The 12,833-nt window shown below is 61.7% G+C and carries 13 protein-coding genes; 3 read left to right on the top strand and 10 right to left on the bottom strand.

The window, feature by feature from the left end:
- Nucleotides 1-370: 370 nt before the first annotated feature.
- Nucleotides 371-1,192, top strand: a complete 822-nt coding sequence (locus ACIP02_RS18145) for a Ku protein (RefSeq protein ID WP_400618712.1) — start codon at nucleotides 371-373, stop codon at nucleotides 1,190-1,192.
- A gap of 50 nt (nucleotides 1,193-1,242) precedes the next feature.
- Here the strand turns inward: ACIP02_RS18145 and ACIP02_RS18140 are convergent, their stop codons facing one another.
- From ACIP02_RS18140 to ligD, 5 genes are read right to left on the bottom strand one after another with little or no spacing between them, the layout of a single operon-like run.
- The gene (locus ACIP02_RS18140) at nucleotides 1,243-1,905 is read right to left on the bottom strand and encodes a glycosyltransferase (protein WP_400618709.1); all 663 of its coding nucleotides are present in this window, start codon (nucleotides 1,903-1,905) and stop codon (nucleotides 1,243-1,245) included.
- A complete protein-coding gene (locus tag ACIP02_RS18135) occupies nucleotides 1,902-2,501 on the bottom strand; it encodes an SAM-dependent methyltransferase (RefSeq protein WP_400618706.1) in 600 nt (199 codons plus the stop codon). Before ACIP02_RS18135 ends, ACIP02_RS18140 begins: the two co-directional genes overlap by 4 nt.
- An 11-nt stretch (nucleotides 2,502-2,512) precedes the next feature.
- The gene (locus ACIP02_RS18130; RefSeq protein ID WP_400618703.1) at nucleotides 2,513-3,268 is read right to left on the bottom strand and encodes a PIG-L deacetylase family protein; all 756 of its coding nucleotides are present in this window, start codon (nucleotides 3,266-3,268) and stop codon (nucleotides 2,513-2,515) included.
- Nucleotides 3,265-4,308: an acyl-CoA dehydrogenase gene (locus ACIP02_RS18125; protein WP_400618700.1), complete on the bottom strand. Its 1,044-nt coding sequence runs from the start codon at nucleotides 4,306-4,308 to the stop codon at nucleotides 3,265-3,267. The genes ACIP02_RS18130 and ACIP02_RS18125 overlap by 4 nt, the downstream gene beginning before the upstream one ends.
- 40 nt (nucleotides 4,309-4,348) lie before the next feature.
- Entirely contained in the window at nucleotides 4,349-6,850 is a 2,502-nt protein-coding gene (ligD, locus tag ACIP02_RS18120) for a DNA ligase D (RefSeq protein WP_400618697.1), read from the bottom strand.
- Between the two features lie 148 nt (nucleotides 6,851-6,998).
- Here ligD and ACIP02_RS18115 point away from each other — a divergent pair, with 148 nt between their 5' ends.
- Both ACIP02_RS18115 and ACIP02_RS18110 read left to right on the top strand, forming a co-directional pair.
- Nucleotides 6,999-7,463: a phosphotransferase system, HPr-related protein gene (locus ACIP02_RS18115; protein WP_400618694.1), complete on the top strand. Its 465-nt coding sequence runs from the start codon at nucleotides 6,999-7,001 to the stop codon at nucleotides 7,461-7,463.
- Nucleotides 7,460-7,684, top strand: a complete 225-nt coding sequence (locus ACIP02_RS18110; protein ID WP_400618691.1) for a metallothionein — start codon at nucleotides 7,460-7,462, stop codon at nucleotides 7,682-7,684. The genes ACIP02_RS18115 and ACIP02_RS18110 overlap by 4 nt, the downstream gene beginning before the upstream one ends.
- A 778-nt stretch (nucleotides 7,685-8,462) precedes the next feature.
- Here the strand turns inward: ACIP02_RS18110 and ACIP02_RS18105 are convergent.
- The 5 genes from ACIP02_RS18105 to ACIP02_RS18085 are packed head-to-tail and all read right to left on the bottom strand — an operon-like array spanning nucleotide 8,463 to nucleotide 12,768.
- On the bottom strand, nucleotides 8,463-8,891 hold the full coding sequence (locus ACIP02_RS18105; RefSeq protein ID WP_400618688.1) for a hypothetical protein: 429 nt from the start codon (nucleotides 8,889-8,891) through the stop codon (nucleotides 8,463-8,465).
- Nucleotides 8,892-8,922: 31 nt separating this feature from the next.
- Complete coding sequence (locus ACIP02_RS18100; RefSeq protein ID WP_400618685.1) at nucleotides 8,923-9,870, bottom strand: lysylphosphatidylglycerol synthase domain-containing protein; 948 nt, start codon at nucleotides 9,868-9,870, stop codon at nucleotides 8,923-8,925.
- The gene (clsB, locus tag ACIP02_RS18095; RefSeq protein WP_400618682.1) at nucleotides 9,870-11,072 is read right to left on the bottom strand and encodes a cardiolipin synthase ClsB; all 1,203 of its coding nucleotides are present in this window, start codon (nucleotides 11,070-11,072) and stop codon (nucleotides 9,870-9,872) included. Before clsB ends, ACIP02_RS18100 begins: the two co-directional genes overlap by 1 nt.
- Nucleotides 11,069-11,854 carry an endonuclease/exonuclease/phosphatase family protein gene (locus ACIP02_RS18090; RefSeq protein WP_400618679.1) on the bottom strand — a complete coding sequence of 262 codons (786 nt, stop codon included), beginning with the start codon at nucleotides 11,852-11,854 and terminating at the stop codon, nucleotides 11,069-11,071. The genes clsB and ACIP02_RS18090 overlap by 4 nt, the downstream gene beginning before the upstream one ends.
- Nucleotides 11,851-12,768 (bottom strand): DUF72 domain-containing protein, encoded by a 918-nt coding sequence (locus tag ACIP02_RS18085; protein WP_400618676.1) that lies wholly within the window; start codon nucleotides 12,766-12,768, stop codon nucleotides 11,851-11,853. The genes ACIP02_RS18090 and ACIP02_RS18085 overlap by 4 nt, the downstream gene beginning before the upstream one ends.
- Nucleotides 12,769-12,833 lie beyond the last annotated feature (65 nt).

Here is a 12,833-nt window from a genome sequence, read left to right as displayed (position 1 = left end):
CGTTGTAGGAGCGGGTTTACCCGCGAATAGGCCGGGCCTGCCGGCCAATTTCACTGGCCGTTCACCGTTGCAGCCGCCATCGCATTCGCGGGTGAATCCGCTCCTACATTGATCGGTGGCGTTCACACATCGGCGAACCGCTACAGCCCGTTGTAGGAGCGGGTTTACCCGCGAATAGGCCGGGCCTGCGGGCCAATTTCACTGGCCGTTCACCGTTGCAGCCGCCATCGCATTCGCGGGTGAACCCGCCCCTACATTGATCGGTGGCGTTCACACATTGGCGACCCGCTACCACAGGGCGTCGCGGTAAAACCTTCCCGGTGCGCAGCAGTCACTTGAGGTATCTGCAGACAAACCTGGGAGAATCTCCGTGGCTCGAGCAATCTGGAAAGGCGCGATCAGTTTTGGCTTGGTCCATATACCTGTGTCGCTCAATACGGCGGTGCGCACCGAGCGGGTCGACTTCGACTGGCTCGACAAGCGCAGCATGGAACCGGTGGGCTACAAGCGAGTGAACAAGGTTACCGGCAAGGACATCGACAAGGAAAATATCGTCAAGGGCGTGGAATACGAGAAAGGCCGCTATGTGGTAATCAGCGAGGAGGAGATACGCAAGGCACGGCCCGAGGCCACCCAAACCATCGATATCTTCTCCTTCGTCGACGCGGGCGAAATCCCGCTGCAGCATTTTGACACGCCCTATTACCTGAGCCCCGACCGCCGAGGCGGCAAGGTTTATGCGTTGCTACGCGAAACGCTGGAAAAAACCGGCAAGGTGGCGCTGGCCACGGTAGTGCTGCATACCCGACAGCACCTGGCGCTGCTGCGACCACTGGACGATGCGCTAGTGATGATTACCTTGCGCTGGCCTGAGGAAGTGCGGGGGCTGGAGACCTTGGAGCTTGACAGTAGCGTCACCGAGGCCAAGGTGGACAAGCGAGAGTTGGACATGGCCAAGCGCCTGGTCGAAGACATGAGCGGCGCTTGGCAGCCCAAGGAGTATCACGATGCCTTTCGCCAGACCATCATGGACCTTGTGGAGGAAAAGGCGAGCAAGGGCAAGATCGAGACGGTGGAAAAGGGCGAAGCCGGCGGTTCGGAGAAAGGCGCAGACATTCTCGACCTTACCGAGCTGCTCAAGCGCAGCCTGGGCGGCAAGAAGCCGGCGAAGAAGACCCGCAAGGCATCATAGCCGCACAGCTGGGAGCGCCCATGGGGCCGCGAAGCAGCCCCACATACGCGTCACATTAGATGCGCCTGCAAACCCGCCAGATAGTCGGCAAACCCGTCTCGCGCTCGGCTGTCACGCCGGCTGCTAGTGGCTACGCTGTGCCGGGCGGTCCAGACAATCCGGGCGCCGCTGGCCTGCAAGTCGGCCACCAACTGCACATCCTCGTGCGCCGGCAAGGGTTGAAAGCCACCTACGCGTTCATAGGCAGCGGCGCAGATGCCCAGGTTTGCCCCGTGCACATGCCGGTGGCCTTCCTGGGCCTGGTAACGGCTGCGGTACAGCTTGCGCAGGGCGGCGGTCTGCCAGGGTTGCCAATGCTGGACATGCACCGTGCCACATACCACTTCAGCACTGCAGCCCAGCTGTGAAAGCAACCAGTTCGGCGGTACCTGGCTATCGGCATCGGTGCAGGCCAGCCAGCGAGCGCCACGCCTGAGTATGAATGCAGCACCGCAGCGCCGCGCAGTGCCCACATTGCGCGCATCGATCTGCAGCAAATGGACACCGTGGCGTTTGGCGACGGCCGCGCTGCTATCGGTGCAGCTGTCCAGCACTACCACGACCTCCACCTGATGGCCTGCCTGTTGCGCCTGGTCTACGGCCATCTTCACGGATTTCAGGCAACGCCCCAAGCGCCGTGCCTCGTTGTGTGCGGGGATGATAACGGCAATCATGGGCAGGTCTCGTCGAGGTCGACCACGCTAGGCTGGCAAGACCAGTATTCCAGGATGAAATCGGCCTCTTCGTGGCGGTAGACCGGATAAAGCGGCATGTGTTTGGCCAGCATCCGATGCACTTCCCGGCCATCCTGCGGGCAGCCGGCAATCGGGTGCTTCCAGTGGCAGGCGAGCAGGCCGCCCTCGTAGGTCAGGCTGGCCACTGACTGTTCGATAACCTGCAACCAGTCCGTAGGGTCGAGGTAATACCCCACCTCGCTGAGCACGATCAGGTCGAAGTGGCCACCCGGCCAGTCACCTGGCAAGCGTGCCAGGCTCACCGAGGCATGCGCGATGTCGCCCAGCCGGTCACGGGCCAGGCCAACTGCAGTGGGGTCGATGTCTTGGCACAGCAGTTCAGCACAGCGATCGGCCAGCAAAGCGCTGAGCTCGCCGTTGGCACAGGCCGGCTCGAACACGCGCTGGTAGCACTGGCGCGGCAGGCTGGCGATCACCAGATCGCGCTTGCGCTTTTCGTACCAGCGGGTGCGAAACGCCCAAGGGTCTTCGCTGGCAGCGTACAGGTCGGCAAAATACTGCGCATCGAGGCTCATGACAACTCCACTCAAAGGAACACCAGTTCGAAAGGTTGCAGCAGGCAATCCAGCAGGTTCGGCGGCAGCACTGGCGCCTGATCGCCGTCGGGTTGCAGCTGACTGACGTGTGCGGCCAGGGCTTTGCGCTTGCGTGCCACGCGGGTTTCATCCAGCTGCAGCCGATGCGCCCGTGGCCATGGCAAACGCGGGTCATCCGGCCCGGCCCAGTGCCAGGCCCAGACCGGGACTTCGGCAACCTGCACTTGTCGCGCCGCCGCCGCATGCGCCGCTGCGCGGCCAACGGCTTCGTGGTCGCAATGACCGTCATGGCGCCAGGTAGCCATTAACAGATCATCAGGCCGAAGCAGTTGGGTAAGATGGCTCACCAGAAAGGCTTCCTCGCGTGGCAGCTGCCCGTCCTTGAGGTGCAACCGGCGCCAGTCCATGCGGTTAGGGTTCAGATCGAGTTGTTGCAGCGCCAGGCGGCTTTCCTGCGGGCGTTGCCGACGCAAGCGGTGTTCGGTCCAGTGACTGGAACCGGGGTGGCTGCCTTCGCCATCCGTTGCCGAAATCAACACCAGCTCATCTTCACGGCCCTTGAAGCCGGCCAGTAGCCCACCGGCCATCAGGATTTCGTCGTCCGGGTGTGGGGCGATCAGCACCAGGCGCCGCCCGGGCGGGCATAGTTGGCTGGGGTCAAGCCAGGTTGCGCGGGCCAGATGCGCCCCCTGCTGCCAGGCGGCCCAAGGTGTGCCACTGCTGGCATTGATCAGGTTTTCACTCATAGTTGCCATGCTCCGGCCGGCACTTGTGCCGACTGTTCGCCCAACACGGCCAAGTCGCGCTCGGCGTGGCTCTGACGCAGGAACACTGGCAGGTCGGCGCTCAGCCGGGCAAAGTGGCTGCTGCGACAAAACGGCGTCGCCCCCAGTGCTCGCCCGACGTGAGAGATGACCTGTTCCACCGCCTGCTCGACCTGGGCACGCGTGCGGCGTACTTCGAAGCTGGCGTCCGCGCCGGGTTGCCGGTCGATCCATGCTGCGCACTCACGCAGCGCCGCGCGCGCACCGAATAGCGCCGCATCCACAGCGCCCAGATGGGCATTGGCATGCGGGTCAGGGCGCGGCTTGCGGCAGTGCTCACGCAGGTAATCTGCGAGGGCCTCGGCGGCCCCGTACCAGCAGGCCGCGATGCCGGCACCTCCTTGCCAGAAGCCCGCGCGAGACAGGTACTGCCCCGGGCTACCGACCAGCGTAGCGGGGGCATCGGTGAACTCGACGTCAACGCTGGCCGTGGTGGCCATGCCCACCGCCTGCCAATGCTCGATATTCAGCCCTTGGCTGGGTTGTGACAGCTCAATGGCTACCAGCTGCGTCTGACCATCTTCATCCCACGCAGTGATCAGCGCCCGGTCAATCTGCAGCGCGCCCGAGCACCACGCCTTGCGGCCGTTCAGGCGTACCTGGGCACCTTCACGGGCAGTGATGAACGTGCGCGCATCGGGTGGTTCTGCAGCCCATACTCCCCAGGTACCCTCTGCTACGTAATGCGCTGCGCCGCATTCGGCAAGAATCGCCAGCGCATCGGTATGGCCTTCATACAGTTTGGCCAACGCCAGGTCACAGCCGGCAACCCTGGCCAGGGTCTGCCAACGTCTCAAGGTGTTGCCTTGCCCAGGCAATGGTAGCAAGTCGAGGTGATCCGCTCGCAGGGCCTGGATCAGCTGCGGCAGCTGAGTATCAAGGTTGAGCGGTTGCTGCCGTTCGCCAAAGCTGCGTAGCAGCCGGTCGAGGGTGGTCAGGTTGAAATCCTGAACGATGCTCATGGGCGTACCTCCCTAGCGTGGATCGTGGGTGCTCGCGCCATCATTTGAGCCCGAGTTGTTTGCGCATGCGCAGGGTGATGGACTGCCGCACCTTGCCCATGTCGGCCCAAGGATCGTCAACCTCTGCCAGACGCTCGCGCACGTTGCCGATGGTCCACTGGTTGGCACCTTTAAGCTGGGCCAGTTCTTCGCGCCAGACGGGCACCGAAACCGGCAGGCCCTCACGCGCTCGCAGCGAATAGGCACAGGCGGTGGTAGCGCCCTTGCCGTTGCGCAGGTAGTCGATGAAGATACGCCCGACCCGATTCTTTGGCCCGGACACCGCGGTCAAGCGGTCCGGGAACAGTTTGGCCAGGTAATTGACGATGGCATGGCTGAAGTCTTTCACCTCGTCCCAGCCGGCCTTGCGGGTCAGCGGCACCATCAAGTGAATGCCCTTGCCACCGCTGGTCTTGATGAACACCTTCAGGCCAAGCTCGTCGAGCAGGGTGAGGGTCAGCTGGGTGGCTTCCAGCATGGCCTTCCACGGCAGCGCAGGGTCCGGGTCGAGGTCCAGTACAAAACGGTCCGGTTTGTCGAAATCCTTGTCGGTGCCGTTCCAGGTATGCAGTTCGAGCATGTTCATCTGCACTGCACCCAACAAGGTATCCGGGCGATTGATGACCATTGCCGCCTGGCCCGCCTCGGCTTTTTCGTAACTGAGCACGTTGGGGATATGCAGCTGGCCAGCGTTCTTCTGGAAAAACAGTTCGCCAGCCAGGCCTTCAGGCGCGCGCACCAGCGCTACGGGGCGATCCTTGAGTTGTGGCAGGAGCCATTGACTGACTTCGGCGTAATATTCGGCCACATCGCGCTTGGTCATGCCGGTGCTGGCATCGATGACGCGCTCTGGGTGGGTGAGGCGCAGGTCTGCCAAGCCTTGCGCCGGCTTGGTTGCATGGTTGGCTTTGGGCACGGTCTTGCCGGGCATGGCGCGCTCCAGGTCGATGGCGGTGGCGGGCTTGTCGTCACGCAGGCCGTGAAACACCGAATGGCGTACGATGCCGTCACGGGTCATCTGGGCGTAGGCGACCTCGGCGAGCAGTTGTGGTTTTAGCCAGTGAACACCGCGCGCTTCCGCCCCTGTGGGCGGCCTGGGCAGGGCCGGCTTGGTGGTCTCGAGGGGTCTGAGGCGGGCGTGGATGCTGTCCAGAGTGGTGGCACTGAAGCCGGTGCCGACCTTGCCGGCATACCGTAGCTCACCGCTGTCGTTGTCGTGCAGGGCCAGCAGCAACGCACCGAAGCCGTTGCGGCTGCCTTTGGGGTCGGTGAACCCGACGATCACGAACTCCTGGCGTTGCTTGCACTTGAGCTTGACCCAGTCGGCACTGCGGCGGCCTACGTAGGGGCTGTCCACGCGCTTACCGATCAGCCCTTCGAGCTGCAGACGGCATGCGCTGTCCAGCAGTGAGTCGACGGGCTGATCGAAATCGGCGGAGAATTTAAGGTTGTCGGCGTCGTTGTGCTCCAGCAACTGACGCAGCGCCTCGCGGCGCGCCTGCAGCGGCACCTGGCGCAGGTCGCGACCGCCGAGAAAGGGTAGATCGAACAGGTAGTAGGTGATCTGCTCGTCGCGTTCGGTATCGAACGCATTTTGCAAGGCCTGAAAATCCGCCACGCCCTGTTCGTTGTTGACCACCATTTCACCGTCCAGCCACGCGGAGTCAACGCCCAGGTCGCGCAACGCAGCCACCTGCGCGGGCATTTTGGCGCTCCAGTCATGGCCATTGCGGGTGAACAGGCGAATGTCATCGCCTTCGATCCGAGCCAGGATGCGGTAGCCGTCGAATTTGACTTCATAGCGCCATTCACCTGCGGGCGGGGAATCAACCAACGTGGCCAGTTGTGGTTGCAGCAAGACTGGCAAGGGCGCTTTCTCGCCGGTACTCACCCGCTTGCGGGTTGCCGGTTTGGCTTTGGCGGTTTTTGCCGCGCTGCGTTTCGGCACCAAAGTACGCTCGCTGATGACACTGTCAGGCTGGGCGTCGACGATGCTGTATTCGCTTTCGCTGCGGGCCTGGCTGTCCTGTGACTTGACCAGCATCCACTGTTCTTTCTTGCCGGCCAGGTGGGTACGAAACAGGTTCCACACGCCGCTGAGCTTCTCGCCCTGCAACCGGAAGCGCAGTTTGCCCTTGGCATAGGCTAGCTGGGCGTCACCTTCCGGTTCCCAGATGCCTCGGTCCCAGACGATCACGTCTCCAGCCCCGTAATGGCCTTCGGGAATATTTCCCTCAAAGTCCGCGTAGTCCAGGGGGTGGTCCTCGACGTGCACGGCCAGGCGCCGCACTTTCGGGTCCAGCGATGGCCCTTTGGGGATCGCCCAGCTTTTCAGCGTGCCGTCCAGTTCCAGGCGAAAGTCGTAGTGCAGGTGACTGGCGTCGTGTTTCTGGATACAGAACTGCAACGCATGGGCGCGTTTGCTGCGGCTGCGCTTGCCACTGGGTTCGGGTGTGGCGTTGAAGTCGCGCTTGCGCGCATATTCGTCGAGCGGCTTGGCCATGGCGGGCTCCGGAGCGATCGCGGTCTTATCGTTGGGAGCTGACGACGCAGCGCGTAGTTCAAAAAACCGTTTGGGCCTGCAAAAAAACTCTGAATCATCCGAGCCTTGCGGGAGTCGACCGTGGGTAAGCCAACTGATGGAGACAATCATGTCCAGACCTGATGATCCGAAACCCTATACCCCAACTGAAATCGACACGATCGAGGACCGCATGGGCAGTGTTCACGAGCTGGATTTCAGTGAGCGCCGGGATGATCGCGAGGGGCGGGTAGGGGATGAACGCCCGGAGCAGGAAATTGCCGAAGAATTTCCGGCCCGGCGAGTAGCAGAGGGTGGGATGACCGGTGGCGAAGCGCTGACGGACAGTCTGCACGAGGACAATGTCACCTATGACGACCTCAGCCCGGATACGTTGCTGGACGAAACCGGTGCTCGTGACCCACACGAGCCTGGCCACGGCGGGCCGGCGGACCAGAGCCTGCGCCATGTGGACGCCGAGGAGATCGGTGGTGGTATTGGCCTGGATGAGGCCGAGCTGGCCCGCTCAGCGCCGCTGGATGGCAAGCCTTGGACCGATGATGTGATCGACGAAGACGAGGAGGGTAACCGATGAGCGAATTACGATGCGCTTGCAGTGAATGTTCCTGCACCGTGGATGCTGCCCCGCAAAATGGCAAGGCTTATTGCTGTGAAGCGTGTGCAACAGGGCACCGGAACGGTGAGCCGTGCCGTATGCCAAGTTGCAATTGTGCGCAGGTAGCCCAGCCGAAGGAAACCAACGTGGATAATGCCCTCGACGAAACCTTCCCGGCCAGCGATCCAATTTCCCCCTGACAACCTCGTTGCTGTTGCTGTTGCTGTTGCTGTTGCTGTTGCTGTTGCTGTTGCCTTTGCTGTCGCTTTTGATTTTGCTTCTAAGCGCGCGAGAGTTCAGGCGCCGCAGATTGCGACTTCAGGAGGCCGAGCGAAGGGCTTGCGGAGGGAGGTGACGGGCATGGATGCCCGTCAAGCGCTGAGGCCCCAGGGATGGGGCCTGCAGCGCGTGCTCCCGGGAGCAAGCCCGTAGCGAGGGAACCCCGGAGCGCAGCGCAGGGGCCGGATGATGGGAGCGCAGCGTTTTTTGGTTACTTTTTGCCGCGTTTGGCAAAAAGTGACTCGCTGTAAGAGCGAAAAGGTGAGTAAGCGTCGCCATTGCAGATGGAGTTTTCGCTCTCTCGAAACCAGCGCTAAAGCTTTTGTGGGCCTGAACACCGCGTATACATTCGTTCGCGCAGATGGCGCTGAGTCACCTTTCCGCCCTTCCGGCGGGTTACTTTGGCCGGCCAAAGTAACCAAAGCCGTCGGCTCCCATCATCCGGCCCCTACGCTTCGCTCCGGGGTCCCCTCGCTACGGGCTTGCTCCCGGGAGCACGCGCTGCAGGCCCCATCCATGGGGCCTCAGCGCTTGACGGGCATCCATGCCCGTCATCTCCCTTCGCAAGCCCTTCGCTCGGCCTCCTGAAGTCGCAATCTGTTGCGCCTGAGCTATTGCGCGCTTAGAAGCAAAATCAAAAGCGACGGCAACGGCAACGGCAACGGCAACGGCAACGGCAACCATCAGCCTGGCGGTGGCTTAGTGGGTTTGCCAGATACCGTTGCTGCGTTCGCAGTCGGAGCGCGCCTGGCCCAGGCTTGGTGTGTCGTAATAGTAGGTTACCACCCGCGCATCCTTTGGCAGGCTCGGGCGTGTCGAGGGCTCGTCGTTGCCAGTGGCCTTGGGGTTGGCCAGCGCTTCCTGGGTCAAGGGAGCGATGCAACTGCCCACGCTGCCATCAGCACACCGCTCCACCTTGTGCTTCTGCGAACTGAGCATCTCCTTGCTTTCATTGCTGCATGACCAGTTCAGCGCTTCTGGGGGCATGTTGGCGTAGCTGTAGCACGTATGTTGCTCCACCGGCTTCACCGCTTCGCTGGATGATCGGGTCATCACATCACACGCTTCAGCCAACGCTTCACCGCTCGCCAAGCTCGCCAGCATGGCAATCATGATAAAGGCACGCATGCACACCTCCCGGCCGTGGCCGTGATTGATTTCAAGCTGGCTTCTCGCGCCGGCGCATGGCCTTGGCGCGTTTTTCCAGCACCACGTACGTGATGACTGCCAGCACCAGGGGTATCAGGTAATACAAGGTTCGGTACGCCAACAGCGCCGCGACCAGGCTGCCCTGAGCCATTTGCCCATGCAGCAAGCCTAGAAACACCGTTTCCAGCACGCCCAGCCCAGCCGGGATATGGGCAACAACGCCGGCCACGCAACTGATCAGCAGGATACCCAGGATGGAGGGATAGAAGGCCTCATCGGGTAACAACCAATAGATCAGCAGGGCCATCATGGCCCAGTTACTCGCGCCCAACGCAACCTGACACAGCGCCAGGCGCAGGGAAGGCAAGGTCAGCTCATGATCGCGCCAGCGCCAGGTGCGTTTTTTTGCCAAGCCGCAGGCCAACAGGTAGCCGAGTGCTATCGCCACCAGTATGAAGCCGATCAGTTGCAGGCCGGTGGTGCCCACGGCCCAGTTGGCTGGCAGTTCCACCAGACGCAGCGCAAACACACCGCCCGCCAGCAGCATGTAGCCCATCCAGTTGGTCAGCAGGCCCAGGGTGAGAATGCGGGTAATGGTAGGCGTATCCAGGCCCAGCCGACTGTACAACCGATAACGCAAGGCAACACCGCCTACCCACGTGGTGAAATTGAGGTTGAAGGCGTAGCACACGAAGGCGACTGGCAATACCTGCCGTGCCGGCAGCTTGTGCCCCGTATAGCTACGGGCAAGCAAATCATAGCTGGCAAAGATCAGGAAACTGACCAGGGCCATCAACAGGCCCACTGCCAGCGTTCCAGGCTTGTAAGCCAGCAAGGATTGACGCACTTCGTTCCAGTCCAGGTTGCGCGCCAGCATGAACAGCAACGCCGGCACCAGAATCAGGAAAAGTACGGTGAACAGGCGCTTGGCCCAGGTTTGCCAACGCTTTCGCTCCATCAAGTATTGCCCTCGTGCAGGTTGCCTTGCGTCTCGATTTCAGGCTGCAATGATTTGATGCGCTTGCGGTGCGCCGGAAACCAGCCAGCAATCCTGGGGAAATGACGAACCACGTGGAAACTTATGAAAATCAGCGGGGCGCGCCACCAGTAACCTCGAATCATCCGTTCCAGAGTGACCGGCTTGCATTGCTCGTTCGCCAGCGATTGCAGATGCTGATGCAGCTGCCGGGTAAACGCGCGGTCGCGGATGAACAGGTTGGCTTCGAGGTTGAAAGACAGGCTCAACGGGTCGAGGTTGCTTGAACCGACCGTGGCCCAGTCATCGTCCACCAGCGCTACCTTGCCATGCAGCGGGCGCTGGCAGTATTCATGTATGCGCACACCGTCGCGCAGCAGGTAGTTGTAAAGCAGCCGCGAAAGGGCGCGGACCCAACGCATGTCGGGTTGGCCCTGCATGATCAAGGTGACGTCCACGCCACGGCGCGCGGCGTTGCGTAACTCGCGCAGTAGACGATACCCGGGGAAGAAGTAGGCGTTGGCTATCACGATGCGTTGACGCGCGCCGCGCAGCGCTTCCAGGTAATAGGCTTCGATGGCCGTACTGCGCTGACCATTGTCACGCTCTACCAATACGGCAGTCATGTCACCGGCAGGCTCGGTGACCGGGCGCACCTCACTGGGGGGCTCGAGCACTGGCGACATCAGTCGTCGGCTCACTGCATGCACCTGCGCCACCACGGGGCCGGTGACCTCAACAGCATAGTCCTGCTTGGCCATCGGCCCGAAGTCCCCCAGGTGGTCGGCGCTGTAGTTGATGCCCCCGATAAACGCGCGTTCGCCGTCGATGACCACGATCTTGCGGTGCAGCCGGCGAAACAGGTTGGTGCGCATGCCAACCAGCCGCGGCTGGGGGTCGAACAAGTGAAAGCTCACGCCGGCATCGGTCATGGCTGCGACGAACTCGGCAGATAAATCAGCGGTGCCATAACCGTCTGCTACCACTTCGACTCTAACCCCGCGGCTGGCGGCGTCGATGAGCGCCCGTTGCAGCTGCTGACCCACCTTGTCGTCATAGATGATGAAGGTTTCCAGCAAGATCTCTTCCCGTGCCTGGCTCATGGCCTCGAATACACGGGGGTAGAACGCTTCGCCATTGATCAGCAGTTCTACGCTGTTGCCATCTACCCAAGGTCTTTTCACACGATGATCTCCGCGGCAAGGGGGGCATGATCGGACAGATGCGACCACGGGTAGCTGGACAGCACCTGCGCTTTGCCAGGCATGGCGTTGCGCACATAGATGCGGTCCAGGCGCAACAGCGGCATGCGCGCCGGAAAACTGCGAGCGGGTGTGCCGAAGCGTTCGCCAAAGGCCTCGACCAGCCGCTGCGACAACACCGCGTCTGCTTTGAGCCGCCAGTCATTGAAGTCGCCGGCAATGATCACCGGGGCCTTGGCGGGCAAACGTTCGAGCAGTTCAAGCAACAGCTTCACCTGGCTTTGCCGGTGCGCTTCACGCAGGCCCAGATGCACACAGATGGCATGCACCTGCTCGTGGCCCGGTACTTCCAGTTGGCAATGCAGCAAGCCGCGTTGCTCATTGCCGTGAACAGAGACGTCGAGGTTGTCGAATCGGGTGATCGGAAACTTCGACAGCAGGGCATTGCCGTGATCACCATGGGGGTACACCGCATTACGCCCATAGGCAAATTGCGGCCACATGCTGTCTGCCAGGAACTCGTACTGGGGGATTTCCGGCCATGCCGGGTGGCGCACGGCATGCTGTTGGTGGCTTCCATGCACCTCCTGCAGAAACACCAGGTCGGCACCGGTGGTGCGCACGGCTTCACGCAGTTCAGGCAGGATGAAGCGACGGTTGAAGAAGGTGAAGCCCTTGTGAACGTTGAGGGTGAGCACATTGAGCCGATGAACTGCTGTGATCTTGTCGATGATGCAACTGGGTGCGGGCAGGGTTCTGTTCATAGCTGCACCTGCGGCTCGACACCAGGTTCGGTCATCAGGTCATGGTCCAGGTGCAGTTTTTCCAGCAGGCGCCGGGCGTCATAAGGGGCATGCACCTTCTGGTCGTTGTCGAAGTAACAGTACACATCCCGCGAAGCGCGATGCGGCGGCGGCCCTGGCACGATCAGCGCGGCGTCATCGGCCTGGCTGCCTTGGCTCCATTGCTGAATGCGCTGCTTCCAGCGGCGCAGTGCGCGCACGGTATAGCCGCTGCTGTACAGTTCCACGTCGCCGTGCAGGCGCATGTAGACGAAATCGGCGGTCACGTCTTCGACGTATGGCCATTTGCCGGCGCTGTCTGCAACCACCAACGCTACGTGATGCTTGCGCAACAGCTTGACAAAGGCTTCGCACAGAAAGCTTTCATTACGTATTTCAACGGCATGGCGCAGCGGGCCGTTACCCTGGATCGCGGTGCCACCGTTGCCCTTGAGACGTTCGGCGCAGCCTTCGGCAATGTTCCGCGCAGCCTCTCGGTCATGCGGCAGCAACGCCAGGAAAGCGCTGAACAGCGATTCGTCATACTTCATGTTGGGCGGGAACTGCCACAGTATCGGGCCGAGCTTTTCGCCGAGCAGCAAAGGCCCGGAGGCAAAGAAATTGGCCATCGGTTGTTCGATGTCCTTAAGGCGCCTTACATGGGTGATGTAGCGGGGGGCTTTGACCGAGAACACAAAATCGTCCGGTGTAGCCTGGGCCCAGCTACGGTACCGCTCTGGCGTCTGCAGGCTATAGAAGGACCCGTTGATCTCGATGGTGTTGACCGCCCGTGAAGCAAACGCCAGTTCATCGTCCTGACGTAAGCCAGCGGGGTAGAAATCCTTGCGCCAGGGGCCGTAGCGCCATCCTGAAATGCCGACACGCACTTCGCTCACGCTGCCTCCTCATCTTCTTGTTACACGGTTCATCATTTGCGACCGGTGCAACTGCTCAAGGGTTC

Origin of the sequence: Pseudomonas sp. NPDC089408 (assembly GCF_044749445.1) — a bacterium.
Lineage (GTDB): Bacteria > Pseudomonadota > Gammaproteobacteria > Pseudomonadales > Pseudomonadaceae > Aquipseudomonas.
The sequence above is the reverse complement of the archived record's forward strand: the minus strand, read 5'-3'. Positions and strand labels throughout refer to the sequence as shown.

Coding starts and splice junctions, on each gene's coding strand:
- ACIP02_RS18090 (WP_400618679.1), bottom strand. CDS start 11,854: ATGAACAGAACCCTGCCCGCACCCAGTTGCATCATCGACAAGATCACA.
- ACIP02_RS18125 (WP_400618700.1), bottom strand. CDS start 4,308: ATGAGCATCGTTCAGGATTTCAACCTGACCACCCTCGACCGGCTGCTA.
- ACIP02_RS18135 (WP_400618706.1), bottom strand. CDS start 2,501: ATGAGCCTCGATGCGCAGTATTTTGCCGACCTGTACGCTGCCAGCGAA.
- ACIP02_RS18105 (WP_400618688.1), bottom strand. CDS start 8,891: ATGCGTGCCTTTATCATGATTGCCATGCTGGCGAGCTTGGCGAGCGGT.
- ACIP02_RS18110 (WP_400618691.1), top strand. CDS start 7,460: ATGAGCGAATTACGATGCGCTTGCAGTGAATGTTCCTGCACCGTGGAT.
- ACIP02_RS18140 (WP_400618709.1), bottom strand. CDS start 1,905: ATGATTGCCGTTATCATCCCCGCACACAACGAGGCACGGCGCTTGGGG.
- ACIP02_RS18115 (WP_400618694.1), top strand. CDS start 6,999: ATGTCCAGACCTGATGATCCGAAACCCTATACCCCAACTGAAATCGAC.
- ligD (WP_400618697.1), bottom strand. CDS start 6,850: ATGGCCAAGCCGCTCGACGAATATGCGCGCAAGCGCGACTTCAACGCC.
- ACIP02_RS18130 (WP_400618703.1), bottom strand. CDS start 3,268: ATGAGTGAAAACCTGATCAATGCCAGCAGTGGCACACCTTGGGCCGCC.
- ACIP02_RS18100 (WP_400618685.1), bottom strand. CDS start 9,870: ATGGAGCGAAAGCGTTGGCAAACCTGGGCCAAGCGCCTGTTCACCGTA.